This is a genomic window from Variovorax sp. 160MFSha2.1, from assembly GCF_048305075.1.
GTDB classification, from domain to species: domain Bacteria; phylum Pseudomonadota; class Gammaproteobacteria; order Burkholderiales; family Burkholderiaceae_C; genus Variovorax; species Variovorax guangxiensis.
This window is the reverse complement of record NZ_CP157624.1, coordinates 4,833,308-4,858,486: the sequence shown is the minus strand read 5'-3', so window position 1 is coordinate 4,858,486 and position 25,179 is coordinate 4,833,308. Positions and strand designations below refer to the sequence as shown.

The window sequence follows — 25,179 nt, the reverse complement described above, 5'->3', positions numbered from 1 at the left end:
CCATGCTGTCGCTGCAGGCTCTCAGCTGCCCCCAGTGCTCCGCGCCCCTGCCGCGCGCCGCCCGGTGGCGCACGGTGAACTGCAGCTACTGCGGCGCCACCGTGGTGCGCGGGCAGGAGACCGTCGAGCGCGAGAGCTTCCGTGCCGCATGGCGCCGGGCCAATGCCGACGTGCCCGGCGGCCGCGTTCTTGCGTGGCGCGGCGGTCGCTACCGCGTGCTCGCGCCGCTGGCCACCGGCGAGCACAGCGATGTACTGCTGGCCGAACGACTGGGCGCGCTGCCCGAGCGCGTCACCTTCAAGCTTGCACGCGAGAGTTCGGCAGACGGCGTGCTGCAGCGCGAATTCACCGTGCTGCAAGCGCTGCAGGATCTTTCCGTGCCCGGCGCGGCCTACTTCACCCGCCGCCTGCCGCAGCCGCTGGGCATCGGCGTGGCCGAAGGGCTGGCGAGTGCAATGAGCGACGGCTCGCGGCAGGCGCTGGTGTTGCGCCACCCGACCGGTTTCTGGGGCGGCCTGCAAGACGTGCGGCAGGCCAACCCGCAAGGCATCGACCCGCGCCACGCCGTATGGATCTGGCGCCGCATGCTGGAAGTGCTGGCCTTCGTTCATGGCGCCGGCTGGACGCACCGCGACCTGTCGCCCTCGCACGCGCTCGTGCATCCGCGCGACCATGGCGTGCTGCTCATCGGCTGGTCGCGCGCGCAGCAGGCCACCGGGCCGGCGCACGACGCGGCCGTCACGCGCGACCTGATGCAATCGGCCTGGGCCGTGCGCGCCGTTCTGCACGGCGCAGCAGCCGGCGAGCCCGGCCTTGGTTCCCACACACCCGCGCCTCTCGCCGCCTTGCTGCGCGAATGCAGCGAGGACGCAGCCGCCTGCGGGCGCCTGGGCGCGCAGGGCATCGAGCAGGCGCTGTCGGCGGCTTCGCGCGAAGCTTTCGGTGCGCCGAGGTTCGTCCATTTCGATCCGACGCCCGCACCGCACGCCGGCGCCTGACGCAAGGCATACGTACAACAGTCACAGAGGAGCAGAACCCATGGGCTACGGAAACTACTCGCACGCCGCCCACACGGCACTCATCGCCGACCGCGCCGCGAGACCGGGCGCGGAAGTCTTCACGCAGCGTTCCACGCATCCGCTGATGAACCCGCAAGGGCTCAAGGTGCGCGAGTCGCGCGACAACGCCGACCATCCGAACTCGCTGGGCATCGCCTTCGCGCTCGACGTGACGGGCTCCATGGGCGACATCCCGCAGCTCCTCGCGCGCCGCGAGCTGCCCACCTTCATGAAGCTGCTGACCGATTGCGGCGTGGCGGACCCGCAGCTCCTGTTCATGGCCATCGGCGACGCCAACTCCGACCATGCACCGCTGCAGGTCGGCCAGTTCGAATCGACCGCCAACCTCATGGACCAGTGGCTCACCTGGAGCTACCTGGAAGGCGGTGGCGGCGGCACCGGCGAGGAAAGCTACGAGCTCGCCTTCTACGTGATGGCGCAGCACACCGACATGGACTGCTGGGTCAAGCGCAGGAAGCGCGGCTACCTGTTCGTGACCGGCGACGAGCTGCCCTATCCGGCCGTCTCGCGCCACCAGATCGAGGGCCTCATCGGCGAGAAGCTCGACGAGGACATTCCCATCGAGGAAGTCATCGCCGCCGCGGCCGAGACCACGCATCTGTTCTTCCTTATCCCCGACGCGCAGCGCCGCCGCCGCTGCGAAGGCCGCTGGCGCGAACTGCTGGGCGACCACGTCATCTGCATGGACTCGCCCGACGACGCCTGCGCCGTGGCCGCCGGCATCGTCGCCCTCACCGAGAAGGCCGTGCCCAGCCTCGAAGCGCTGGCCGGCGTGATGAGCGCCACCGGCATGGAGAAGGAACGCGTGGGCGGCGTGCTGCACGCGCTCGACGCCTACGCCGCGCTGCTCGACCCGGGCGCGCCACGTCATGCGCCGCCCAGCGTGGCGGCAGCCGCGGCCGGTGCGCGCTCGTCGTGGTGGAAGCGGTTGTTCGGCTGACGGCCGTGTGACGGCGCACGCTCGTACGCACTACGTCTCGCTGCTGGGCCTCGGCTTCGGGGACTGCGGCAAGGGGCTCTTCACCGACCACCTCGGCGGCGCGCTGGACGCCCACACCGTGGTGCGCTTCAACGGCGGCGCACAGGCCGGACACAACGTCGTGCTGGCCGACGGGCGGCACCACACCTTCTCGCAGTTCGGCGCCGGCAGCTTCCATGCGGGCGTGGGCACCGTACTTGCGAGCCCGGTGGTCGTGCACCCCACGGCGCTGCGCGTGGAGGAAGCCGCGCTGCGCCGGGTCGGCGTGGAAGACGCCTTCGGGCGGCTGCTCGTCGACGCGCGCTGCCGCGTGACCACGCCGTTCCACCAGGCCGCAGGCCGCCTGCGCGAATTGGAACGGGGCGAGGCCGCGCACGGCAGCTGCGGCGTCGGCGTGGGCGAGACCGCGCGGCAGGCGCTGGCCTCGCCCGATGAAGCGCTGCGCTATGGCGATCTGCGCAATCCTGCACGTGCATTCGAAAAGATCGAAGCGCTGCGCACCGCGCTTCTGCACGAGTTCGCGGCCAGCCCGGCGCTGCGGCATGCCGATGCCGCGCAGGAAATCGCCATGCTGCGCGACGACACGCTTGCGCGGCGCTGGCTCGAAGCCGCCGCACCATGCGTGGCGCAATCGCCGCCCGCGAGCATCGACCGCATCGCCGAACGCCTCGCGCGGTCCGGCACCGTGATCTTCGAGGGCGCCCAGGGCGTGCTGCTCGACGAATGGCACGGCTTCCATCCGCACACCACCTGGAGCACCATCTCGACCGCCGCCGTCGAAGCCGTGCTGCACGATGCCGGCATCGACGCCCCCGTCCAGCATCTGGGCGTGCTGCGCAGCTACCTCACGCGCCACGGCCCGGGCCCGCTGCCCACGCACGACCGCATGCTCGATGCGCGGCTGGCCGAACCGCACAACGCCGACGAAGGCTGGCAGGGCGCATTCCGCAGGGGGCACCCCGATGCGGTGCTGCTGCGCTATGCGCTCGATGTGGTCGGAACGCTCGACGGGCTGGCGGTGAGTCACCTGGATGCCATCGAGAGGGCAGGTTTGCGATGGTGCGCGGGCTATCGCACGGACGATGCGGGGCGGATCGCTTCGCTGCCGCTGGGCGGCGTGCGGGACCTCGATCACCAGCAGGCGCTGACGCAGTTGCTGCAAAGCGCCGAGCCGATCTACGAGCCGAATCTCATCGCCACGCCGCATGCGTGGGTGGAGCACGCAGAGGCGCTGAGCGGCCTGCCGGTTCGTTTCGGCTCCTTCGGGCCGACGCGGGAGAGCGTGCGAGGGCGCAAGCATCTGCCCTGATCGAGAACGCGGGGGCAGCCGCGGCGGCGCGTGACCTGTCCATTCAGCGGCAAAAAGCGGGTTCTGTTGCAACGAGCGCCTCGTTCCGGGCTCTTGGCATGCCGGCCGACGTCTCTGTACGCCTGCTTGTCGAGATGTGAATTTGTGCGGCAGTTTCTTACAATGCGTTGCGTTTCACTTCGCCGGTGCAACCCAAATCGCGCCTTCGTACATTCACCGCGCCCGCTCATGCCCTCGTCCAGATTTGCCTGCTTCTGCGTTCGCAATGCCCGCCTGGCCGCAGGCCTGATTTCCGCTGTGGCGTTGGCCGCGTGTGGCGGTGGCGGTGGCGGAGGCGGTGCGGGCAGCGGGGCATTCTTCGTTCCCCCCGCGCAGCAGCCCGCCGCGCCTGCGCCCGGCGGCACATCCGGCGAATCCACCGTCCTGATGCGCATCAAGCCGGAGGCGGTCGGCGTCAACTGCACCCTGGGCGGTGCACGCGTCGAGGCCGGCCTGGACGCCGACAACAATCACGTGCTCGCGGACAGCGAAGTCACGTCCACCCAGTACATCTGCAACGCCACCGCCGGGGCGGATGGCCTCAGCACGCTGGTGCGCATGCGGGCCGAGCCTGCCGGCAGCAACTGCGCGCAGGGCGGCTCGCAGGTGCTGGCCGGCAAGGACCTGAACCGCAATGACGTGCTCGAGGATGCGGAGGTGACGAGTTCTGCATACGTCTGCGGCGGTGCGCCGGGCGCCACGGGCGCAGCGGGTGCTGTAGGGTCGAATGGCCGCGACAGCCTGCTCGCATTCGCCGCTGAAGCACCGGGCGGCACCTGCGCCTATGGCGGTCAACGAGTGCAGTCCGGGCTGGACCTGAACGCCAACGGCGTGCTCGACGCCGCGGAGGTCACGGCCACGGCCTACGTGTGCGCGGCCGCGCCGGCCGACACGCGCTGGGTCAGCGTCACCGCCTCGAGTTTCCAGACCGAGTCGAACACCGGCTATCAGGCGAATTCGAGCACCGGCGTCACGCTCACGCTGCCGCCCGCGCCCACGGTGGGCGATTGGATCAAGGTGGTGGGAGTGGGCAGCGGCGGGTGGACCATCGCGCAGAACGCGGGGCAGCGCATCGACACGCGCGGCCTGCCTGGCGGAACGGACTTCGACTGGCGCCCGGTGTCGCCCGCCGGCAGCTGGAGCGGCATTGCCTCGTCCGCCGATGCCACCCGCCTGGCGGCAGTGTCCACCAGCGGCGAGCTGTACACCTCGGACGATTCCGGTGCGACCTGGATCCCGCGCCTCATGGGACAGCCCTGGAGTGGGATCGCTTCTTCCAGCGATGGCCTGTCGCTGATTGCTGCATCCAACGGCGGTGCGCTTTACCGCTCGGCCGATGGCGGCCTCAACTGGACCAACGACGGATCGTCCCGCGCCTGGAGCGCGGTGGCCAGTTCCGCCGACGGGTCGCACCTGGTCGCGACCGCCTACCTCGGGCAGATCTGGACCTCGGCGGATGGCGGTGGCAGTTGGACGGCGCGTGAATCGAGCCGCGCCTGGCGCGCCGTGGCCTCTTCGGCCGATGGCCGGGTTCTGGTGGCGGCCACCAATGGCTCCCAGCTGTTTGTCTCGACCGACTATGGCGTGAGCTGGACCCCGCGCGCGAGCGGCCAGTTCTGGTGGTCGGTGGCGGCATCGGCGGACGGCAGCACCCTGTACGCCACCGTGGACACGGGCGCGATCTGGCTCTCCATCGATTCGGGTACCACATGGGAAGCGCAGACCGTCAGCCGTGATTGGCGAGGCATTGCCACGTCCGCCGACGGCCGCTACGTCGTGGCCGCCACCAGCGGTGGCCGCCTCTACGAGTCCAGCGACAGCGGCCGGACCTGGCGCGCGACCAGCGACGGCGGTAGCTGGACTGCGGTCGCGAGCAGCACCGACGGCCTGAAGGTGGCCGCCGCCAAGGCGGGCTCGGCCATCCAACTCGGCACGCGTCGCACTTCGACCACCCTCGGCACGGCCGGGTCGATTTCCGGAGGGCAGCAGGACTCGCTGGAGCTGCAATACGTGGGAGGCGGCGTGTTCACGCCCGTCGGCTATGTGCTGGCCAATGCGGCATTCGTCGTTCGCTGAAGCCGCCGGCCCACGACCAACCGATGCTGCACCCGCGCCTCACCACGCATACCCCGCCTGCACCCGAGCAGCCACCCGGCTGCCGCTCCCGCTGCTGGTCGCGGTCGAAATCCCCACGCCCAGGTTCAGGTTGTCGCTGAACTGATAGCCGAAGGCCACGCCCACCCCCGACGCGCCCGCGTAGTTGCCCACGGCGGCGCCCATCCATTTCTTCCCTGCAGCCAATGTCGGCATCGACGGCATGGCCAGCGCGGCCGCGACGCCCTGCGCGGCGAAGGCGTTCGCCTGGCTGGTCGCGTTGGCCACCGCCTGCTGCAGCTGGCCGAGGTTGACGGCGTCGGTGGCCAGTAGGCCGGGCGCGACATTCGTGATGCCGCGCAACTGGTTGGTGGCTGCGTTGCCGACCGACACGGTGTTGTCCCGGTCGGCCACGGAGCCCTGGCCCAGCGCCACCGCGTTGTTGCCGCTGGCCAGCGTGTTGGCGCCCAGCGCGACGGCGTTGTTGCCGGTGGCCACGGCGTTGTTGCCCACTGCGGTGGTCGGGTCGGCCAGCGCCTTCGCGCCCGCGCCGATGGCGACCGAGCCCGCATGGTTGGCCTGCGCGCCGTTGCCGACGGCCACGGTGTTCTCGCCGCTGGCCTGCGCGTTGGTGCCCATCGAGGTGCTGCCTGCGCCGCTGGCGCCCGCGCCTGGGCCGCAGGCCACGGAGCCGCTTGCGCTCACCGCGCACACGCCGCTGGAAAGCGCCTGGTTCATCAGCGACTGCAGCGCGCTGACCTGCTGCACGGTGAAGTTGTTGGCGGTGGTGATGGCCGTCTGCTGCGCCTGCTGCACCTGGCCGACGTTGGCCGCGTCGCTGCTCGCCTGGCCGGCGGCCACGTTGTTGATGGTGGTGCCCGCGCCGCCGTTGGCGTTGAGCTGCAGCGCGGTGCCGCCGGCGCCGTACTGCGCCGAGTTCTGGGCGAGGCCCAGTGCGGTGTCGGAGGTCTGCTGCACGGTGTGGAGCTGGCTGCCGTTGACTGCGTCGGTGCTGGTGGCGTTCACCGCGCCCGCGCTCACGTTGACGAGGGTGCGCGTCTGGCCCGCCGAGCCGAAGGAAACCGTGTTCGCCGCGGTGGCGACCGAGTTGGCGCCGATGGCGATGCTGTTGGCAGCGCCGGCCGCGACCTGGCTGCCCGAGCCGATGGCCACGCCGCCGGTGGCCAGTGCCGACGCGCCGGCGGAACCGTTGTAGGCGCCGCCGATCGCCGTGCTGCCGTTGCCCGATGCCACCGCGCCCCGGGTGGTGCCCGATGCGCTGCCGATGGCGACCGCCGAGGTGCCCGATGCCTGTGCGCCGCTGCCGCCGGCCGTGCCGGGGAAGCCGCAGCAGCCTTCCGCGCCCTGGCCTCCCGCGCCGACCGCGATGGCACCGCTGGCCGAGGCCTGCGCGCCGCTGCCGCCGGCGCCGCCCGTGCCACCCGCGAAGCCCTGGCCGGCAGTGCCGCCGCCGCCGATGGCCGTCGCGCCGTTCGCGCTCGCGCTGGCGCCGGCTCCGCCTATGCCGCCGCTTCCGCCGGCGGTTCCGTTGCTGCCGTCGCCGCCCGCGCCGATGGCGGTAGCGCCGTCACCCTGGACCGTGGCGGCGGCACCGCCGCTGGAACTCGTCCAGCCCGGCTGGTTGGGCCCCGGGTTGCCCGGGGCGCCGGCTACATAGCCTGCCGCGTGGGCGCTTCCGATGGCGAGCAATGCGGCGGCCTGCAGGCTTCTGAGTACGTGTTTGGGCTGAGTGGTCATGAGTTCCTCCTTCGCTGAAACGGCAGACAGACAAAAAAACAGCACGAGTGTGTGTTTTTGTTTCCAGTACCGCCATCCCCGAGAACTGGTAAATCCGGCCCTTTCGGGGCCGTTCATGAGCCTTCGCCCGCCGGGCTGCCGTTCGGTGGGAATGCGAAGGGCGGCCGCCGCGATCGGACTGCTCAGCGGCCCTCGCGGCCGCCCACGTCGCGATAGCCTTGCGGCGTCACCCCGTGCTGGCGCGCGAACGCGCGCTGCAGCGCATCCACCGAGCGGAAGCCGCTGCGGCTGGCGATCTTCTCCTGCGTCCAGCCCGTCTGCCGCAGCAGTTGCGCGGCGGCGGCCACACGGGTCTGCTCGACGAAGCGCGCGGGCGTGCAGCCGGTCTGGGTGGCGAAGGCGCGCGCGAAATTACGCGGGCTCATCTGAACGCGCCCTGCCATCGCCTCGACCGACAGGTCTTCCTGCGGATGCGTGCCTATCCACGCGACCAGCTCGCGCAGCCGGTGGCTGGCCGTGGCCTGTGCCTCCAGTGCCTGGCTCAGCTGCGGCTGCTCGCCGCCGCGCAGCATCGGCAGCGCCAGCGTGCGGGCGATGTCCATCGACACTGCATGGCCCAGGTCGTCTTCCACGAGGGCCAGCGCCAGCTCGATGCCGGTGGTGACGCCGGCGGAGGTCCACATCGGGCCGTCCTGCACGTAGATTCGCTCGCGCTGCACGCGCACCCGTGGGCGCAGCTGCTGCAGCATGTCGCAGGCGCTCCAGTGGGTGGTGGCCTCGCGCCCGTCGAGCAGGCCGGCGGCTGCGAGCGCGAAGGCTCCGGTGCATACGCTGCCCACGCGGCGCACGCGCGGTGCGACCTCGGCGATCCATTCGCTCACCTTCTGTTCGAGGATGGCAGAGCGCACCGAGGGCTCGTCGCCGCCGGCCACGATCAGCGTGTCGATCGCGGCTGGCAGTTCGCGCAGCGCCAGCGTGCCCGCGAAGCTCAGGCCGCCGTTGGTGGGCACGCTGCCGCCCGCGGGCGACGCGATATGCAGCCGATAAGTGCCGGGGCGCATCTGCTCGGCCTTGCTGAAGACGCTGGCCGGGCCGGCGATGTCGATGGCCTCGACGCCATCGAAGGCGAGCAGCACCACCGCGCCGCCGGCGCCATGGCTGGCAGAAACAGCGGCTTCTTCGTCCTTGTGGGGCAGGGTGGGCATTCGTAGTCTCGGGGCATTGCTTGCAGCCATGGAGGAACGGCGATGTTCACGGGGTCATTTTCACGCGCGCTGGTTGCCGCCGGCATGGCGGTGCTCGTTCTGGCGGGCTGCTCCTCTGGCGCGCCGCTGCCGCCACCGCCGCGCGACGATGCGGCCGCGCTCCAGCGCGACCAGCAGGCCTTCGTTGATGCGATGAAGCCTCGCAGCCCGGGCGGCAGCCGGCCGGTGATCGCCGTGCTCGCGTCCAACGACGGCACCGAAATGACCGATCTGCTCCTGCCGTACGCGGTGCTCGGGCGCGCCGACATCGCCGACGTGCGCATCGTGGCGCCGCGCGCCGGCCGCATCGACCTGTTTCCCGCGCTGCAGGTGGACGGCGCGCAGGACTTCGCCGGCTTCGACCGCACGCATCCCGCCGGTGCCGACTACGTGATCGTCCCCGCGATGCTCAAGGACGATGCGCCCGAGATCACCGCCTGGCTGCGGCGGCAGTCGCAGCAGGGCGCACGGGTGATCGGCGTGTGTTCCGGCGCGCTTGTGGTGGGGCAGGCCGGGCTGCTCGACGGCCGGCGCTTCGCGGGCCACTGGTACGACCGCGGCACGCTGCTGAAGCGCCATGCGGGCTCGACGCACTTGCCGCACCGGCGCTACGTGGTGGACCGCGGCGTGGCCACCACCACCGGCATTACCGCATCGGTGCCCGCGATGCTGGCGCTGGTGGAGGCCATCGGCGGACGCGAAAAGGCCTCCGCGCTCGCGGCCGAACTGGGCGTGGCCTCGTGGAGCCCAGCGCACGACAGCACGCCCTTCGGCCTCGACGCCGGCAAGCGCTTCGCCTACCTGCTCAACAAGGCCGCGTTCTGGCGCGTCGAGCGCTGGAGCGTCGAGGTGCGCGACGGCACGGACGACGTTTCCCTCGCGCTGGCTGTGGACGCATGGGAGCGCACCGGGCGCGTGCGTGTCGAGGCGGTGTCGGCCTCGGGCCCGGTCAGGCTGCGCAGCGGACTGGTGCTGCTGGCCAGGCCCGCCTCCGCCGGCGATGGCGTCAGTGATGGCGCGCCCCGGCTGCCCCTGTCGGCCACGCTCAAGCCGGTGCCGCAACTCGACCGCACGCTGTGTGAGATCGCCGGTCGACACGGCGATGCCCGGCGCGACTGGGTGATGCTGGAGATGGAGTACCCGGCGCAGCAAGGCGCCGCCTGCGCCGGGTGACCGCGCCGGGTGGGGGACACGGGCAACGTCGGCTGGCCGCCTAGGCGTTGCTGGTCGCGCGCACTTCCTCGATGCTGGTCTGCCCGGCCAGCACCTTCTCGATGCCGTCCTGGCGCAGCGTGCGCATGCCTTCCTGCAGCGCGGCCTGCTGGAGCTCCTCGGCGCGCGCGCCGGTCTGCACCAGCCGCCGCAGCGTCTTCGACATGCTCATCAGCTCGTGGATGCCCACGCGGCCCTTGAAGCCGGTGTCGCCGCAGTGCTTGCAGCCCTTGCTTGTGTAGGTGTGCAGCCGTCCGTCGCGGCCATGGCGCTGCACCCAGCCGGCCAGCACCGCCTGGCGCTGGGCCGCGTCGCGCTGCTGCTCGGGGCCGAAGGCGTGCATGTAGTCGTCCAGCAGTTCCTCTAAAGCCTCGGGGCTCGCGGGCGTGCCGGTGGTGCACTGCGTGCACAGGCGGCGCACCAGCCGCTGGGCGAGCACGGCCAGCAGCGAGTCGGCGAAGTTGAACGGGTCCATGCCCATGTCCAGCAGGCGGGTGACGGTCTCGGGCGCGCTGTTGGTGTGCAGGGTCGAGAGCACCAGGTGGCCTGTCAGCGAGGCCTCGATGGCGGTCTTGGCGGTTTCCTCGTCGCGGATCTCGCCGACCATGATCACGTCCGGGTCGGCGCGCACGAAGGCGCGCAGCGCCTTCGCGAAGGTCCAGTCGATGCGCGGATTGATCTGTACCTGCCGAAGCCCCGCCTGGGTGATTTCCACCGGGTCTTCCGCCGTCCAGATCTTGCGCTCGGGCGTGTTGATGTGCATCAGCGCCGAGTGCAGCGTGGTGGTCTTGCCCGAGCCCGTGGGGCCCACGCACAGCACCATGCCGTAGGGGCGCTCGACCGCCTTCGTCAACTGCGCGAGGTTGTCGGGCGACAGGCCCAGCCGGTCCATCGGAATGGGCTTGGCCGACGCCAGGATGCGCATCACCACGTCTTCGAGGCCGTTGTTGGTGGGAATGGTCGCCACGCGCAACTCGATGCGGTGCTGTGGCGAGTACTTCGCGAAGTTGATCTTGCCATCCTGCGGATTGCGCTTCTCGCTGATGTCGAGGTCGCACATGATCTTCACGCGCGCGACGATCGCGTTGCGGTAGCTCGGCGGCAGCTCCAGGTAGGTGTAGAGCAGGCCGTCGCGCCGGAAGCGGATGCGGGTCTTTTCCTGGCCCGGGTAGCTCTCGATGTGGATGTCGGAGACGCCCTCGCGGTGCGCCTCGATGATCATGCTGTTGATCATGCGCACCAGCGAGTTGTCGGACTGCTCGATGGGCGCCTCGCTTGCCGCCGGCGGCGCGGCGACTTCCTTCTCCAGCGTCTGCAGCAGCTCGCTCGTGCCGGCCACGTCGAAGTCCAGCGGCTGGCTCGGGTCGAAGTGGGCCGCGAAGGGGTTGGGCGCCGCGCCCGTGTGCTCGCCGATCTTCTCGTACACCGCGTTCAGCACGCCGTCGAGGTCCAGACACTGGCCCACCACCGGCGTGACCTTCAGCTGTGCGATGAACTCCACCTCGTCGAGCGCCGAATGCCGGCTGGTCGGATCGTCGATGGCGACGATGAGTCGCCCCTCGTGCAGCATCAGCGGCATGACCTGCAGCCGCCGCGCCACCGCGTGCGGCAGCTTGCGCAGCGCCTCGGCCGCCGGCGGATAGAGATGCAGGTTGACCAGCGGATAGCCCATCTTGCGAACCAGCGCCGTCTGCAACTGGCCCCGGCTCACCACGCCCATGCGCACCAGCGTCTCGCCCAGCGGCACCATCGGGTCCAGCTTCTGCCGGTCCAGGCCCGCGCGAAGCTGCTCCTGCGTGACCATCCCCAGCGAGATGAGCGCCTCGCCGATGCGCGCGATGGGCGTGCGGCTCTGGGCCTCCAGCGCGTTCAGCAATTGCTCCGGCATGACGACTTCGTTGATGGACATGGGGGACGTTCTCCTGCTCGATTTCGTGCATGGATCGTAGAGCGTGATCGGGTCCATTGCCACAGGTTCGAGCTTGAGTACGCAAGTACTCAAGTCAACAACAAGTTAACTCGTGACGGCAACCGGCGGCACGGTCCGTGCGCCGGATTTCCTTTCGTCCTACGGGCAGCAACCGCCGCTTCGCCAAACATCGCCGGAATGCATCGATTGATATTTGCCACCACTGCGCTGGTGGGCATGCTCGGCTTCGCGGCGAGGGCAGAGCCCATCAAGCTGCCTGTAGACAGCGACGAGAAGGGCTCCGTCTACGTCGCCCCCAACGTCAATCCCACCGAGACATCGGCCACCGTCAACGGCGCCACCGTCGGCGTACAGCGCCCCGACGGCAGCGGCACCTACATCGGCACCGACACGTCCACGCCCCGGCCCACGTACTCGCTGGGCGCGAGCACCGGCGGCAACGTGTCGTTCTCGGGGGGCGTGCAGTCGGATGGAAAGGCCAACAACGGCGTGAAGGCCGGTGTGACGATCAAGTACTGAGCGCGGATCAGACCAGCGTGCCGTACACGATGAAGCCGTCGTGCGTCGCGACCTTGTCGTAGAGCGTGCGGCCCGCCGTGTTGGTCACGTGCGTCTGCCAGTACACGCGATGGCCGCCCGCGAGCTTCACGCGCTCGTACACACCGCTGATCAGCTGGCGGCCGACGCCCCTGCCGCGTTCGGAAGGCAGGGTGAACAGGTCCTGCAGGTAGCAGGTCGGCTCCAGCCGGGTGGTGCTGCGGTGAAAGAGGTAGTGGGTGAGGCCGACCAGTTGCCCGTCGCGCTCGGCGACCAGCGCATGCACGGGTTCGTAGGCGTCGAAGAAGCGCTGCCAGGTGGCCTGCGTGATCTCGTCGGCGAGGGCGCTCGGGCCCTCTCGGCCGTAGAAGGCGTTGTAGCCGTCCCAGAGCGGCTTCCATGCCGCGTAGTCTTCTGGCACCGGAGGGCGGATCAGCAGGGAAGAGGTCATGTCGTCGGAAACTGCGCGTTGAAAACGTGCAATTGCAACATGGGCAACACGGCCGGCGCTCAGCGAACGAAGAATTCCTTCAGTGCCTTTTCAGGCAGCTGGCCATGCAGGCCGATGGCGACCACTCCGGCGCGGGCAAGCCCCGAGGGCGGTGCCGCCTTGCGCAGCGAGCCGTGGCGGCCGGCGTACTGCACCTCCGACCACTCCTCGCCGACGGCACCATGACCGGTGCGCAGCAGGCCTTTCAGGCGCAGCACGCCCGCAGGCATTTCGCGCAGCCAGGCGCGAAGCGCGGCCGCGGGAATCATCGCGCCGGGCTGCGCGCTCCAGGTCTGGAACAGTGCGCCGTGGTCGGGTGCGTGATGGCCGTGATCGCAGTCGGGGCCGCATGCGTGAGCGGTGCCCAAGGCCTGCTGCGGCAGCCCCGACAGCAGCGCCAGCGGCACCGCCGCTTCCGTGGTCTCGATGCACGGCGTTCCGGGCGCGTTCGCCTCGACCCATGACCTCGCCGCGACCAGCGCATCGGGCGCTGCGATGTCGGCCTTGTTCAGCACCACGAGATCGGCCGACTTCAACTGCCGCGCCAGCGTATCGGCCAGCAGCGGGTCCGTCGACTGCCGCGCCGCCGCGCTCGCATCCACCATCACGATCACGCCCTCGAGGCTCAACTCCGGCGCCGCCATGCCGATCTGCGCGATGCGCCACGGGTCCGACACGCCGCTGGCCTCGATCACCACCGCGTCGAAGGGCTTCTTCGCCTCGATCACGTCCACCAGCGCGCGGCCCAGGTCGTCGCCGATCTGGCAGCACACGCAGCCGTTGGTCAGCGCGGTGGTGTCGCCGTGGGTGGCGGCGATGAGATCGGCATCGATGTTGAGCGCGCCGAAGTCGTTCACCAGGACCGCCATGCGCAGCCCCTTCGCCTCGCGCAGCCAGCGGTTGAGCAGCGTGGTCTTGCCTGCCCCCAGAAAGCCGCCGATGACGGTGAACGGCAAGCGACTTGCCGGCATCACGCGCCCCGGCTCACTTGAACCCTCTGCGCCTCGAACACGCGGCCCGACAGCACCGTGCCCCACACGCGCGCGTCCTTCAGCGCCATCGGGTCCATCTCCAGCGGGTCGTCTTCCAGCACGCAGAAGTCGGCGCGCTTGCCGCATTCGATGCTGCCGATCTCGCCGTCGAGCTTCAGCGTCCATGCGGCACCGAGCGTGATGGCGCGCAGCGCCTGCGGCACGGTGATGCGCTCTGCCTCGCCCAGCACCCGGCCCTGGGGCGTGATGCGGTTGACGGCGCACCATGCGGTGAAGAGCGGGCCGAGCGGCGTCACCGGCGCGTCGGAGTGAATGGCCAGCGGCACGCCGGCCGCGAGCGCGCTACCGCAGGCGTCGAGGCGGTTGGCGCGGTCGGGGCCCATGGTCATTTCGTAGTGCTGGTCGCCCCAGTACCAGATGTGGTTGGCGAACAGGTTGGCGCACAGGCCCAGCGATGCCATGCGGCGGAACAGCGGCGCGTCGATCATCTGGCCGTGCTGCAGCGTGTGGCGGTGGTCGGGACGCGGCGCGCGCGCGAGCACCCGCTCGATGGCGTCGATGGCCACCTCGCTGGCCTCGTCGCCGTTGGTGTGCGTGTGGATCGTGAGGCCCGCGCGGTGGTAGGTCTCGAAGTCGGCCTCGTACTGTGCGGGTGCGGTCACCCAGATGCCGTTGGGCGCGCCGTTGAAGTGGCCCGGCCAGCGCAGCCGCGCCGAGAAGCCCTGGATCGAGCCGTCGAGCATCATCTTCACCAGGCCGTAGCGCAGCCGGTCGGTGTTGCGCGGCATCAGCGACTTCACGTGCTCCGCACCCTGCGCGGCACCGTGCGTGCCGTGGAAGGCCTGGAACGCGGGCAGGATGCGCACGCCGAAACCGTCGTCGCCCGTGGCCTTTTCCAGCACGCTGCAGTCCTCGGGCGTGAGCTTGTTGACCAGGTCGGTCGCGGTGGTCACGCCCTGCAGGCAGGCCAGCCGCGCGAAGGAGCGCACGCCGGCCTCGGTCATCGGCGCGAGCAGGCCGGCATTGCCGATCTTGCGCAGCACCAGGAACATCGCGGCCGGCTCCTGCAGCTCGCCGGTGGGCTCGCCCGCGCTGTCGCCATCGGCGAACTTGACCACGCCTTCGACCTCGTTGTCGCGCGTGATCTCGGCGATGCGCAGCATCGCGCTGTTGACGTTCATCAGGTGGCCGTTGGCATGGCCGATGACGATGGGCCGCGTGCTGCTCGCCCGGTCCACGTGGCGCACCGTCATGCGCTCGCCGCCGAAGTAGATCGGATCGAATCCCCAGGCGACGAGCGGCTCGGTGTCGGGAATGCCCTCGGCCGTCATCCTCGCGGCCACGTCGGAGAGGCGCGAGACCACCTCGTCCATCGAGCGCAGGCCGCTCCACACCTTGCCCTCGGGGTCGCGGCGGTCGAACCAGCCGAGATACGTCCAGTCCCACATGCTGCCTTCCTTCAGGTGGCAGTGGCCTTCGACGAGGCCCGGCATCAGCACCTTGCCGGCGAAGCGCTCGTCGAGCGTGAAGGGCCCCCAGCCCTGCATGTCCGCGAGCGCGCCGACGGCCAGCACGCGGCCGTTGCGCACCGCCACGTGGGTGGCATGCGGCTGCATCGGGTTCATGGTGATGATCTTGCGGGCGGCGAAGATGGTGGTGTTGTTCGTCTGGCTCATGGCGACTCGGGAATCGAAAGAGGAGGGCGCGGCAGCCCGTCGACGACGTCGACGACGTCGACGACGTCGACGCGCCTGCAGCGTACCCAATGATCGGGCGCGACCTCGCGCAGCGGCGGCAGTTCCGCCGCGCAGGCCGCTTCCGCCACCGGGCAGCGGCCGGCGAAGCGGCAGCCTTTGGGCGGGTCGATGGGGCTGGGCGGGTCTCCGCTCAGCTTGATGCGGTTCGCGGCGCGACGCCTTCCGCCGCTCACGGTCGGCACCGCCGACATCAGCGCCACGCTGTACGGGTGCAGCGGCCGCGCGAAGAAGCTGCGGCGCGGCGCGCGCTCGACGATCTGGCCCAGGTACATCACTGCGATGTCGTCGCAGATGTGCTCCACCACCGCCATGTCATGCGAGATGAAGAGGTAGGTCAGGCCCAGCTCGCGCTGCAGCCGTGCCAGCAGGTTCAGGATCTGCGCGCGAATGGCGATGTCGAGCGCCGACACCGGCTCGTCGCACACCACCAGCTCCGGGTTGGTGGCCAGCGCCCGGGCGATGTTGATGCGCTGGCGCTGCCCACCCGAGAACTGGTGCGGAAACAGGTGCTGCTGCTCCGGCCGCAGGCCCACCGCCTCGAAGAGCTCGGCCACGCGGCGCGTGCGCTCCTCGGGCGTGCCCACCCGCATCAGGTCGAGCGGCGCACGCACCGCGGCGCCCGCGCGCTCGCGCGGGTTCAACGAGGAGAACGGGTCCTGGAAGATGATCTGCATGCGCGTGCGCGCCTGACGCAGCGCCTCGCCCTGCAGCGCACCCAGATCGGTGTCGCCCAGCTGCATGCGCCCCGAGGTGACCGGCGCGAGCCGCATCACCGCCAGCGCGGTCGTGGTCTTGCCCGAGCCCGATTCGCCGACCACCGCCAGCGTGCTGCCGCGGCGCACCGCGAAGGACACGCCGTCCACCGCCTTCACCACCTCGGGCGTTCGGCCCCAGCCGGACTTGCCGCGCGGGAAGTGCACCTTCAGGTCGTCGACCGAAAGCAGCGTATCGGTCTTGCCGATGAACGTCATGCGGCCTCCCTTCGGGGTTGTGCCGCAGCCGCCGGCTCGGCATGCAGCCAGCAGGCTGCGCCATGCGGCACGCCGGAGGCCACCTCGCCATGCACTGCGAACATCGGCGGCACCTCGGCCGCGCAGCGCGGCATCGCGCGCGGACAGCGCTCGCGGAAGGCGCAGCCGGTGCCCAGCTCCCAGATCGAAGGCACCACGCCGGCGATCTCGGCGAGGTCGTGGCGCCCGTCGCTTTCCTGCGTCGCGCTGCTGCCGAGTTCGGGCAGGCAGTCGATCAGCCCGCGCGTGTAGGGGTGGCCGGGTTCCGACAGCACTTGCTCGGTGATGCCCTGCTCGATGACGCGGCCCGCGTACATCACCATCACGCGATCGGCCATCTCGGCCACTGCGCCCATGTCGTGCGTGATGAGCATGATGGCCGTGCCCTTCTCGCGCTGCAGCTCGCGCAGCAGGTCGAAGATCTGCGCCTGCACCGTCACGTCGAGCGCGGTGGTGGGCTCGTCGGCGATCAGTATGTCGGGCCTGCAGGCCAGCGCCATCGCGATCATCACCCGCTGTCGCATGCCGCCGGAGAGCTGGTGCGGGTACTCGTCCACGCGCCGCTCGGGCGCCGGAATGCCCACCTGCCGCAGCATCTCGATGGCGCGCTGCCGCGCCGCGTGCGCGTTCATGCTGGCGTGCAGCTGCAGCGATTCGCCGATCTGGTCGCCCACGGTGAACACCGGGTTCAGCGACGTCATCGGCTCCTGGAAGATCATCGAGATGCGGTTGCCGCGCACCTCGCGCATGCGGGCGTCGGTGGCCTGCACCAGGTCTTCGCCCTGGAACAGCACCCGTCCGCCGCGGATGCGCCCCGGCGGCGAGGGAATGAGCCGCAGCAGCGCCAGCGCCGTCATGCTCTTGCCGCAGCCCGATTCGCCCACCACGCACAGCGTCTCGCCAGCGCGGATCTCGAAGTCGACCCCGTTGAGCACCAGCGCCTTGCCGCGCCGCGTGCTGAACTCGACGTGCAGGTCCTGCACGCGCAGCAGCGTGTCATCGGAAGGCGGAGTCATACAGAGATACCTTTCGCACGCACGGTGGACTTCATCTTTCCCTCAGCTTCGGGTTGAGGGCATCGTTCAGGCCGTCGCCGATCAGGCTCACGGCCAGAACGGTGATGAAGATCGCCGCACCCGGAAAGGCCACGGCCCACCAGCACGACAGCACGTACTGCCGGCTGGAGCCGATCATCAGGCCCCAGCTCATCTGGTTCGGATCGCCCAGGCCGAGGAAGGAGAGCCCCGCTTCGAAAAGGATCGACGCGCCGATGGCCAGCGTGGCCGACACCACCAGCGGCGGCAGCGCGTTCGGCAGGATCACCTTCCAGATGATGCGTGCGTCGCGCGCGCCGATGGCCCGCTCTGCCCGCACGAACTCCAGCCCCCGGTACTTCATGAACTCGGCGCGCGTGAGCCGCGCGGTGCCGGTCCAGCTCACGATGCCGATGGCCAGCGTCACCGTCACCAGCGTGGGCGAGAACAGCGTCACCACCACCATCGCGAACAGCAGTGCCGGCAGCACCTGGAAGAACTCGGTGAGCTTCATCAGCGCGGCATCGACCTTGCCGCCGTAGTAGCCGGCGAAGGCGCCCAGCGTGATGCCGATCAGCACCGACAGCAGCGCGGCCACCGCGCCCACCAGCAAGGTTGCGCGGCCGCCGTAGATCAGCGCGGTGAGCACGTCGCGGCCGAGGTAGTCGCTGCCGAGCCAGGCGTCTTCGCTGAAGGGCGGCGTGAGCGGCGCGGCCTTGATCTCGAACGGGTCGGCGGGGTAGAGCCACGGCCCGAGGATGGCCACCAGCAGCACGGCGACGAGCATCGCCATGCCGATGATGGCTGCCGGATTGCGCAGGAACATGCGCATCGCCTCCATGCCCGGGTGCTCGACGCGCACCGCGGGCCTGGGGGATGCGGCAGCGGAAGCAGCAGCGGTCGACATTGGAATCACCTTGCTCATGAGGCCTTGATCCGCGGATCGATGAAGCGATAGCACAGGTCGGTGAGCTGGTTCATCACCACCACCACGATGGAGGAGAACAGCAGCACGCCGAGGATGGTCGGGTAGTCGCGCCGCAGCACCGACTCGAAGGCCAGCCGGCCGAGCCCGGGCCAGTTGAACACCGTCTCCACCAGGATCGCGCCCGCCAGCACGTTGCCGAACTGCAGGCCCAGCACCGTCACCACCGGCAGCAGCGCGTTGCGCAGCGCATGCTTGTAGAGCACGACGCGGTCGGCCAGCCCCTTGGCGCGCGCGGTGCGGATGAAGTCGGAGCCCAGCACGTCGAGCATCGACGAGCGCGCGAGCCGGCTGTACTGCGCGAGATACACCAGGCTCAACGTGAGCGTGGGCAGCACCAGGTGGTGCGCCACGTCGAGCATGTCGGCGAAGCCGCCGCTGCCCGTCGAGTCGATGGAGCGCATGCCCGCCACCGGCAGCACCGGAAACACCGAGGCCAGCAGTATCACCAGCATGATCCCCAGCCAGAACACCGGCGCCGCGAAGCCCACCAGCGACAGCACGGTGATGAACTGCGACAGCAGCCCGTTGGGCCTGCGCGATGAAAGCACGCCCAGCGCGGTGCCCACGAAGAAGGCCAGCAGCACCGCGCTCAGCACCAGCAGCAGCGTGGCCGGCACGCGCTCGGCGATCATGCTGGTCACCGGCAGGTTGAAGAAGTACGAGTAGCCCAGGTCGCCCTGCGCCACCTTGCCGAGGTACACGCCCAGCTGCACCGGCAGCGAGCGGTCGAGCCCGTACTGCGTGCGCAACTGCGCCATCAGCTCGGGCGACATGCCGCCGCTGGCGCCCGCGATGGTTTCCACCGGATCGCCCGGCGCCGCGTGCACCAGCACGAAATTGAGCACCACCACGGCCAGCACCAGGCCCAGGGCCTGGAGCAGCCGCGAGGCGGCGTAGCGAAGTGTGCCCATGATGTCGCCCGCCCGCCTACTTCAGGTACACCTCGTCGAGCGGCGACAGCGGCCCCCAGATAGTGACCGGCACGTTCGCTACCTTCTTGCTGGTGATGGTGTGGTACGGCACCTGGTTGATGAACTCGATGGGCAGCTCGTCGGTCACGATCTTCTGGAAGGTCGCGTAGTAGGCCTTGCGCTGCGTCGGATCGATCAGGCCCCCGGCGGTGTTGAGCAGCTCGTCCACCTTCGGATTGGCGTACGACTGAGTGTTGGTCCAGACGATGGGCTTGATGTTGGTCGACAGGTAGGTGCGGTGCACGCCGATGATCGGGTCGCCCCAGTTGAAGACCGTGTCCATCGACATGTCGAAGTCGTGCGAGGCCAGCCGCTTGGCCCAGGCCGGGAAGTCGGCCGAGGCGCGCACCTCCACCGTGATGCCCACCTTCTTAAGCTGCCCGCGGATGTACTCGGCCACGTTCTTCTGCTGGTCGTCCGCGCCAGGCAGGTAGTCGATGGTGAGCTTGAAGCGCTCGCCGCCCGCGCCGGCCTTGTAGCCGGCGGCGTCGAGCATCTCGCCGGCCTTCTTCAGGTCGAGCGGATAGCGCACCAGGTCGGGCACCGCGAAGGGGCTGCTGGCCACCAGCGGACCGTCGGAGACGGTCGCGAAGCCGCCCATCAGCGCCTTGGCGATGAAGTTCTTGTCGATGGCCGTGGCGATGGCCTTGCGCACCTGCACGTCCGACAGCGGCTTCTTCGCGGTGTTGAAGGCCAGCCAGTTGAGCGCACCGATGCCGTCGTAGCCCTTGGGCGTGAGCGACACTCGCGGGTCGTTCGCGAAGCGCTTCAGGTCCGTGGGCAGCGTGGCGAAGGGCAGCATCTGGATGTCGCCGCGCTCCAGGCCCAGCACCAGGCTGGCCATGTCGGGCGTGACGTTGACGATCACCTTGTCGAGGTATGGCTTGCCGGGCAGGAAGAACTTGTCGAAGCGCTCCATCACGATGCGCTGCGCGGGCTTGAACTCGGTCACGCGGAAGGGGCCCGAGCCGACAACGTCCGTGGTGTTGCGCGGGTGGTTCTTCAGGTCCTGCCCGTCGCCGTAGATGTGCTTGGGAAGAATGGGGCACAGCGCCGGCGACATCGCCAGCACGATGGCCGGGTGCGGCACGCTCATGCGGATGACGGCGGTGTACGGGTCGGGCGTGTCCACCTTCTCGACCGGGCCCATCATGGTCGTGAACGGGTGGTTGGCCTTGATGGCCATGATGGAGAAGGCCACGTCGGCCGAGGTGATCGGCTTGCCGTCGTGGAACACCGCGTCCTTGCGCAGCTTGAGCGTGAGCGACTTGCCGTCTTCCGCCAGCTTCCACGACTCGGCCAGGTAAGGCTGCGGGTTCCACTTGTCGTCGAAGCGCAGCGGGCTCGCGAAGATCTGCGTGGAGGGCATGGCGGTGGCAATGCCCGACTGCACCGCGCCGTTGAGATGCCGCGGCGTCTGCGTGCTGCCGATCACCAGCGTGCCGCCGCGCTTCGGCTCCTCGGCCGCGGAAGCGGGCAGCGGGAGCAGGGTGCTCGCTGCCAGCAGCGTGGCGGAAAGCAGGGTGGCGCGGCGCGTGAGCAGGGGAGGAAGAGGAGGGAGCGGGAGCTGCATGACAGGACCTCGGGGAGTTCGACACAGGCAATCGGATTCGGACCTCGCCAGGGCGAGGACCTTGTGTCGAAGATAGGCGCTGGGTGCATGCGGGCGAAGAGCCAACCCGCTGCGACTCGCAGGGCCAGAAGGGGTGGGTTTGCCCCGTTGTGCGGCAGTGCCGTGCGCCACTTCGGGGAATGCGCGCTGGCGGTGCGCCTGGCAAGCCCTTTCTATTTCTCGTCCCGCAGCCAATACCACTTGTAGAGCATGCGCTGCCCCACGCGACGGAAGGGCGCGAATGCACGCGACTCCACCATGCCCATCACGTTGGGAAAGGGCAGCTGTGAGTGGTAGATGGGCAGCTCGAACACCTCGCGGCCCGCGTCCTTGCCCGCCACGCGCTCGGCCAGCCGCTTGCCGGCCCAGGTCGAGAACGACACGCCGTTGCCGCCGTAGCCCACCGCGTACCAGATGCTCTTGCTTGCGTCGGGCTGCGTGATGCGCGGCATCATGTCGTGGCTCATGTCGACCCAGCCCCACCACGAGTAGTCGATGCGGATGCCCGCCAGCGGCGGGAACTTGCGTGCGATGGCGTCGGTGAGCAGCTTCAGGTGCACCGCACCCTCGGCATCGGCGCCGGTCACCGCGCTGCGGCTGCCCAGCTGCAGCCGGTTGCCTTCGAGCAGGCGGTAGTAGAAGCGCAGGGTGCGCGTGTCGGTCAGGAAGGTCTTCGATCGGAAGTTGGTTGCCTGCAGCTCTGCATCGGTGAGCGGGCGCGTGACCACCGAGTTCGACAGGATCGGCATGATCCGGTCCTTCAGCATCGGGTTGAGCGCCTGCCCCGTGTAGCCCCCGGTGCACACCGCCACGCGGCGCGCGCGCACCACGCCGCCGGGCGTGCGCAGGTGGTGCACGCCGTCGATGGTCTCCCAGCCCTGCACGGGGCTCGCCGTGTGCACCTTCACGCCAAGTGCGCGCGCACGCCGCATCAGTCCGAAGGTGAACTTCAGCGGATGGATGCCGATGCCCTCGGCCTCGTACAGCGCGCCGACGGTCTCGCGCTCGTCGCAGTAGTCGCGGCGCACCTCCTCCGCGCTCATCATGCGGGTGGCGTAGCCGAACTTCTCGCGCATCAGCCGCGCCTCGGCGTCGAGGATGGGCAGCTTCTCCTTGCGGTGCGCAAGATAGAGATGCCCGCCGTCGCAGGCGTCGCAGTCGATCTGCGTGGTGAGGTGGCGGAAGTTCTCGAAGCCGCTGCGGATCTCGGCGTCGAGCTTCTTCGCGGTGTCGAGGCCCCAGCGCTCGATCCACTGCGAGCGCTTGAGGCGGCCGCTCGCGTTCTGCCCCTGGCCGCCGCTGCGGCTGGAGCAGCCCCAGGCCGCCTGGTTGGCCTCCAGCACCGTGGCCTGTATGCCGTGCTCCTGCGCGAGGTAGAGCGCAGTCGACATGCCGGTGGCGCCAGAGCCGATGACGGCCACGTCCACGTCGATGTCGCTCGTGACCGGGCCGTCGTCCTCCGGCGGCGTACCAGCACTGGCCACCCACCAGGTGGGTGCGTAGGCGCGGCCCGAGCCGGGGTCGGGAGCGAGCAGCGGGTCGTATTGCGGATCGTAGGGGCGGGAGGGGGCCTTGGGCTGCTGCAGTTGCTGCTGCTGGCGGAGCGCTGCGCCGTCGATGCTGGCCGTGCCGGCGTTGTCCCGCTGTGCGGTGCCTGTCATGGTCATGAGGGGCTCCAATCGAAGGAAGGGAAAGGAGACTGGCGTGTCACTTCGCGGCGGGCAGGTTCGGCCGTGCCTTGCGGAACACGTTCTTCAGGTGGATCTTTCCGTCCCTGAAGGTGAAGACGTCGATGCCGTCGGTCTCGATGCGGCTGCCGTCGGCGGCGGTGCCGGTGAAGGTCCACTGCGAGGTGCCGAAGTCGCCATGCACGAAGTGCACGCCGTTGGTCCATTGCGCGTCTGGCACCGTGGCCCATGCGGCGGCGAAGGCCTTCCTCACAGCTTCGGTGCCGATGTGGCGCGTGCCGCAGGCCTCGGGGCCGGCGGCGGTCTGGAAGATGCAGTCGGGCGTCATGAAGCTCATCAGCGCGTCGATGTCGTGGCGGTTCCAGGCATCGCTGAAGGCGGCGAGGGTGTCGGTGGTCACGGTGGCGGTATTCGAGGAAGGCATGGCGTTGGAAATGGCGTTGGCTGCACGAAGGCCCAGGAATTCGATGGAGCAAGCGTAGGCAGCGGCCTGCCTGCGCGATAGGGCCAGATGGTGGGATTCGACCGAGCCAGAGCGCCGCGGATGCGCCTCGGATGTGCCGCCAATGCGCCACGGACCGGCATGGCTGCCCTAAACTGCGGCGCACCATGCCCCCGAATCCGCGAGCCATCCAGTGGGCGCAGCTGTTCGCGCTGCCCGATCAACCGGCGCTGCCTCTGCAGGCCCGTCTGCGCGCCAGCGTGGTGCAGGCCATCCTCGAAGAACACCTCGCGCCCGGCGCGCCGCTGCCCTCGTCGCGCGAACTCGCCGCCCTGCTGGGGCTCAGCCGCAACACCGTCACTTCGGCCTATCTACAGCTCATCGACGAAGGCTTCCTGGAGGCGCGCCCGCGCAGCGGCGTGTTCGTCGCGCATGGCGCCCGCCCTCTGACTGCGGTGCCCGCCGAACCGCTGGTGGGACGCAGCGGCCAGGCCAGCCAGCCGCCGGACTGGTCGGGCCGCGTGCTGCGCTCGCTGGTCGACAAGCCCACGCTGTCGAAGCCCGACCAGTGGCGCGACTATCCGTACCCCTTCGTCTACGGCAACTACGACCCGCAGCTGTTTCCCACCGAAGACTTCCGCGAGTGCTGTGCGCGCAGCCTGGCGCGCTCGCAGCTGCCGCACTGGACGCCGGATTTCGAGACCGACGACGTTCCCGACCTCATCGAGCAGATCCGTACGCGACTGCTGCCCAAGCGCGGCGTGTTCGCGCTGAAGGAAGAGATCCTCGTGACCATGGGCGCGCAGCACGCTTACTACCTGCTGGCCGAGGCGCTCTTCGACGAACAGACCCGCGTGGGGCTGGAGGAGCCGGGGCACCCGCATGCGCGCAACAGCTTTTCGCTGCGGCAACCGAAGTGGGTGGAGGTCGATGTGGATGAAGACGGGCTGGTGGTCGATGCGCTGCCCGCTGCGGACTATCTGTTCGTCACGCCTTCGCACCAGAGCCCTACCACCGCCACGCTGAGCCTGGAGCGGCGGCAGTGGCTGTTGCGCAAGGCGGAGCTGCAGGACTTCGTGATCATCGAGGACGACTACGAGGCTGAGAACCTTTATGAAGGCACACCCATGCCGGCGCTCAAGAGCCTGGACAAGACGGGGCGGGTGATTTACGTGGGGTCTGTTTCTAAGAGCCTTTCGCCTGCGCTGCGGCTGGGGTTCATCGTGGCGCCGCGCGCCTTGATCAAGGAGCTGAGGGTGATTCGGCATGCGATGGTGCGGCATCCGAGTGCCTTTCTGCAGCATGCGTACGCGCTGTTTCTTTCGCTGGGGCATCACGAGTCGCATGCGCGGCGCGTCAATCATGCGATGCAGGAGCGGCTGGCCATTGCGGCGCAGGCGTTGCGGGAGCACTTGCCTGATTTCGAGTTTCGGCTGCCTTCCGGAGGGGCTTCCATATGGGTGCAGGCGCCTACTTGGGTGGATGCGACTGAGTTGGCGTTGATGGCTCGAAGCCATGGGGTGTTGATCGAGGCGGGGGATGTGTTCTTTGCTCGGCCTCCTTATCCTTGTCCGTTCTTTCGGTTGAGGCTTTCTTCTATTGCTGCTGGGCAGATTCCGGCTGGGATTCGGGCTTTGGCTTTGGCTGTGGGGGAACTGGCTTTGGCTCGTGGGGAAGTGCGTTCTTTTAGCGGGTTCAATCACTGAGTTTGTTTGCTTCCCGAGGCCGGGACTCGCCCCGGCGGGCGACCTACTTTCTTTTGCTTCGCCAAAAGAAAGTAGGCAAAGAAAAGGCGACCCCACTGTCTGCGACCCCTTCGCTTTGCGAAGGGGCAACCTGCGGTGCTCGCGTTTCGCGGGGTCTCGCAGAACTCGCTTCGCTCAGACAGCTGCGAGCCCTGATCCGCGAAACGCTGCGCTCCTCGGCGCAGCCAGAGGGGAGGGGAGATGCTCGGGCCATCGCGTTGCTCGGCCCCCAAGGCACGGCAGGCGCTGCGCGCCTGCCGTGCTTGGAA

General features: G+C 69.4%; 20 protein-coding genes. 7 read left to right on the top strand and 13 right to left on the bottom strand.

All coding sequences use genetic code 11. The features are described from left to right. The first annotated feature begins 2 nt into the window (after positions 1-2). The 4 genes from ABL838_RS22105 (at position 3) to ABL838_RS22090 (ending at position 5,482) form a co-directional block, all read left to right on the top strand. Positions 3-998: a protein kinase family protein gene (locus tag ABL838_RS22105; RefSeq protein ID WP_418121930.1), complete on the top strand. Its 996-nt coding sequence runs from the start codon at positions 3-5 to the stop codon at positions 996-998. A 40-nt stretch (positions 999-1,038) separates the two neighbouring features. Then, positions 1,039-2,019, top strand: coding sequence for a VWA domain-containing protein (locus ABL838_RS22100; protein ID WP_418121928.1), 981 nt, complete (start codon positions 1,039-1,041; stop codon positions 2,017-2,019). A gap of 7 nt (positions 2,020-2,026) precedes the next feature. Further along, entirely contained in the window at positions 2,027-3,367 is a 1,341-nt protein-coding gene (locus ABL838_RS22095; protein ID WP_418121926.1) for an adenylosuccinate synthetase, read from the top strand. A gap of 228 nt (positions 3,368-3,595) precedes the next feature. After that, the gene (locus ABL838_RS22090) at positions 3,596-5,482 is read left to right on the top strand and encodes a WD40/YVTN/BNR-like repeat-containing protein (RefSeq protein ID WP_418121925.1); all 1,887 of its coding nucleotides are present in this window, start codon (positions 3,596-3,598) and stop codon (positions 5,480-5,482) included. Between the two features lie 39 nt (positions 5,483-5,521). On the opposite strand, the gene ABL838_RS22085 is transcribed toward ABL838_RS22090, so the two are convergent. Beyond that, positions 5,522-7,258 (bottom strand): YadA family autotransporter adhesin, encoded by a 1,737-nt coding sequence (locus tag ABL838_RS22085; RefSeq protein ID WP_418121923.1) that lies wholly within the window; start codon positions 7,256-7,258, stop codon positions 5,522-5,524. A gap of 182 nt (positions 7,259-7,440) precedes the next feature. Then, positions 7,441-8,463: a GlxA family transcriptional regulator gene (locus tag ABL838_RS22080; protein ID WP_418121922.1), complete on the bottom strand. Its 1,023-nt coding sequence runs from the start codon at positions 8,461-8,463 to the stop codon at positions 7,441-7,443. Between the two features lie 42 nt (positions 8,464-8,505). Here ABL838_RS22080 and ABL838_RS22075 point away from each other — a divergent pair, with 42 nt between their 5' ends. Continuing rightward, positions 8,506-9,675, top strand: a complete 1,170-nt coding sequence (locus ABL838_RS22075; protein WP_418121921.1) for a DJ-1/PfpI family protein — start codon at positions 8,506-8,508, stop codon at positions 9,673-9,675. A 40-nt stretch (positions 9,676-9,715) separates the two neighbouring features. Here the strand turns inward: ABL838_RS22075 and ABL838_RS22070 are convergent, their stop codons facing one another. Further along, entirely contained in the window at positions 9,716-11,623 is a 1,908-nt protein-coding gene (locus tag ABL838_RS22070; protein WP_418121920.1) for a GspE/PulE family protein, read from the bottom strand. Between the two features lie 198 nt (positions 11,624-11,821). On the opposite strand from ABL838_RS22070, the gene ABL838_RS22065 reads away from it, so the two are divergent. After that, a complete protein-coding gene (locus ABL838_RS22065) occupies positions 11,822-12,163 on the top strand; it encodes a hypothetical protein (protein WP_184641576.1) in 342 nt (113 codons plus the stop codon). Positions 12,164-12,170: 7 nt separating this feature from the next. Here the strand turns inward: ABL838_RS22065 and ABL838_RS22060 are convergent, their stop codons facing one another. The 10 genes from ABL838_RS22060 to ABL838_RS22015 all read right to left on the bottom strand — a co-directional run bounded on the left by ABL838_RS22060 (position 12,171) and on the right by ABL838_RS22015 (position 23,147). Continuing rightward, on the bottom strand, positions 12,171-12,632 hold the full coding sequence (locus tag ABL838_RS22060; protein WP_126024385.1) for a GNAT family N-acetyltransferase: 462 nt from the start codon (positions 12,630-12,632) through the stop codon (positions 12,171-12,173). A gap of 59 nt (positions 12,633-12,691) precedes the next feature. Further along, positions 12,692-13,642, bottom strand: a complete 951-nt coding sequence (locus ABL838_RS22055) for a CobW family GTP-binding protein (protein ID WP_418121919.1) — start codon at positions 13,640-13,642, stop codon at positions 12,692-12,694. Beyond that, the gene (locus tag ABL838_RS22050) at positions 13,642-15,339 is read right to left on the bottom strand and encodes an amidohydrolase (RefSeq protein ID WP_418121918.1); all 1,698 of its coding nucleotides are present in this window, start codon (positions 15,337-15,339) and stop codon (positions 13,642-13,644) included. The genes ABL838_RS22055 and ABL838_RS22050 overlap by 1 nt, the downstream gene beginning before the upstream one ends. Further along, complete coding sequence (locus ABL838_RS22045; protein WP_418121917.1) at positions 15,336-16,391, bottom strand: ABC transporter ATP-binding protein; 1,056 nt, start codon at positions 16,389-16,391, stop codon at positions 15,336-15,338. The genes ABL838_RS22050 and ABL838_RS22045 overlap by 4 nt, the downstream gene beginning before the upstream one ends. Beyond that, positions 16,388-17,446 (bottom strand): ABC transporter ATP-binding protein, encoded by a 1,059-nt coding sequence (locus tag ABL838_RS22040; protein WP_418121916.1) that lies wholly within the window; start codon positions 17,444-17,446, stop codon positions 16,388-16,390. The genes ABL838_RS22045 and ABL838_RS22040 overlap by 4 nt, the downstream gene beginning before the upstream one ends. 31 nt (positions 17,447-17,477) lie before the next feature. Beyond that, positions 17,478-18,371: an ABC transporter permease gene (locus tag ABL838_RS22035; RefSeq protein WP_409327469.1), complete on the bottom strand. Its 894-nt coding sequence runs from the start codon at positions 18,369-18,371 to the stop codon at positions 17,478-17,480. A 14-nt stretch (positions 18,372-18,385) separates the two neighbouring features. After that, positions 18,386-19,363 (bottom strand): ABC transporter permease, encoded by a 978-nt coding sequence (locus ABL838_RS22030; RefSeq protein WP_126185252.1) that lies wholly within the window; start codon positions 19,361-19,363, stop codon positions 18,386-18,388. Positions 19,364-19,379: 16 nt separating this feature from the next. After that, positions 19,380-20,996 carry an ABC transporter substrate-binding protein gene (locus ABL838_RS22025; protein ID WP_145761049.1) on the bottom strand — a complete coding sequence of 539 codons (1,617 nt, stop codon included), beginning with the start codon at positions 20,994-20,996 and terminating at the stop codon, positions 19,380-19,382. A 212-nt stretch (positions 20,997-21,208) separates the two neighbouring features. Continuing rightward, positions 21,209-22,702, bottom strand: a complete 1,494-nt coding sequence (locus tag ABL838_RS22020; RefSeq protein WP_260310686.1) for an NAD(P)/FAD-dependent oxidoreductase — start codon at positions 22,700-22,702, stop codon at positions 21,209-21,211. A gap of 40 nt (positions 22,703-22,742) precedes the next feature. Next, a complete protein-coding gene (locus tag ABL838_RS22015) occupies positions 22,743-23,147 on the bottom strand; it encodes a nuclear transport factor 2 family protein (RefSeq protein ID WP_418121913.1) in 405 nt (134 codons plus the stop codon). Between the two features lie 185 nt (positions 23,148-23,332). Here ABL838_RS22015 and ABL838_RS22010 point away from each other — a divergent pair, with 185 nt between their 5' ends. Continuing rightward, positions 23,333-24,871, top strand: a complete 1,539-nt coding sequence (locus tag ABL838_RS22010; protein ID WP_418121912.1) for a PLP-dependent aminotransferase family protein — start codon at positions 23,333-23,335, stop codon at positions 24,869-24,871. The last annotated feature ends 308 nt before the right edge of the window (positions 24,872-25,179 follow it).

What these genes read in the sequence shown, in the direction of transcription:
- ABL838_RS22105 (WP_418121930.1), top strand. Translation starts at nt 3, where the DNA reads ATGCTGTCGCTGCAGGCTCTCAGCTGCCCCCAGTGCTCCGCGCCCCTG.
- ABL838_RS22100 (WP_418121928.1), top strand. Translation starts at nt 1,039, where the DNA reads ATGGGCTACGGAAACTACTCGCACGCCGCCCACACGGCACTCATCGCC.
- ABL838_RS22090 (WP_418121925.1), top strand. Translation starts at nt 3,596, where the DNA reads ATGCCCTCGTCCAGATTTGCCTGCTTCTGCGTTCGCAATGCCCGCCTG.
- ABL838_RS22085 (WP_418121923.1), bottom strand. Translation starts at nt 7,258, where the DNA reads ATGACCACTCAGCCCAAACACGTACTCAGAAGCCTGCAGGCCGCCGCA.
- ABL838_RS22080 (WP_418121922.1), bottom strand. Translation starts at nt 8,463, where the DNA reads ATGCCCACCCTGCCCCACAAGGACGAAGAAGCCGCTGTTTCTGCCAGC.
- ABL838_RS22075 (WP_418121921.1), top strand. Translation starts at nt 8,506, where the DNA reads ATGTTCACGGGGTCATTTTCACGCGCGCTGGTTGCCGCCGGCATGGCG.
- ABL838_RS22070 (WP_418121920.1), bottom strand. Translation starts at nt 11,623, where the DNA reads ATGTCCATCAACGAAGTCGTCATGCCGGAGCAATTGCTGAACGCGCTG.
- ABL838_RS22065 (WP_184641576.1), top strand. Translation starts at nt 11,822, where the DNA reads ATGCATCGATTGATATTTGCCACCACTGCGCTGGTGGGCATGCTCGGC.
- ABL838_RS22060 (WP_126024385.1), bottom strand. Translation starts at nt 12,632, where the DNA reads ATGACCTCTTCCCTGCTGATCCGCCCTCCGGTGCCAGAAGACTACGCG.
- ABL838_RS22055 (WP_418121919.1), bottom strand. Translation starts at nt 13,642, where the DNA reads ATGCCGGCAAGTCGCTTGCCGTTCACCGTCATCGGCGGCTTTCTGGGG.
- ABL838_RS22050 (WP_418121918.1), bottom strand. Translation starts at nt 15,339, where the DNA reads ATGAGCCAGACGAACAACACCACCATCTTCGCCGCCCGCAAGATCATC.
- ABL838_RS22045 (WP_418121917.1), bottom strand. Translation starts at nt 16,391, where the DNA reads ATGACGTTCATCGGCAAGACCGATACGCTGCTTTCGGTCGACGACCTG.
- ABL838_RS22040 (WP_418121916.1), bottom strand. Translation starts at nt 17,446, where the DNA reads ATGACTCCGCCTTCCGATGACACGCTGCTGCGCGTGCAGGACCTGCAC.
- ABL838_RS22035 (WP_409327469.1), bottom strand. Translation starts at nt 18,371, where the DNA reads ATGTCGACCGCTGCTGCTTCCGCTGCCGCATCCCCCAGGCCCGCGGTG.
- ABL838_RS22030 (WP_126185252.1), bottom strand. Translation starts at nt 19,363, where the DNA reads ATGGGCACACTTCGCTACGCCGCCTCGCGGCTGCTCCAGGCCCTGGGC.
- ABL838_RS22025 (WP_145761049.1), bottom strand. Translation starts at nt 20,996, where the DNA reads ATGCAGCTCCCGCTCCCTCCTCTTCCTCCCCTGCTCACGCGCCGCGCC.
- ABL838_RS22020 (WP_260310686.1), bottom strand. Translation starts at nt 22,702, where the DNA reads ATGACCATGACAGGCACCGCACAGCGGGACAACGCCGGCACGGCCAGC.
- ABL838_RS22015 (WP_418121913.1), bottom strand. Translation starts at nt 23,147, where the DNA reads ATGCCTTCCTCGAATACCGCCACCGTGACCACCGACACCCTCGCCGCC.
- ABL838_RS22010 (WP_418121912.1), top strand. Translation starts at nt 23,333, where the DNA reads ATGCCCCCGAATCCGCGAGCCATCCAGTGGGCGCAGCTGTTCGCGCTG.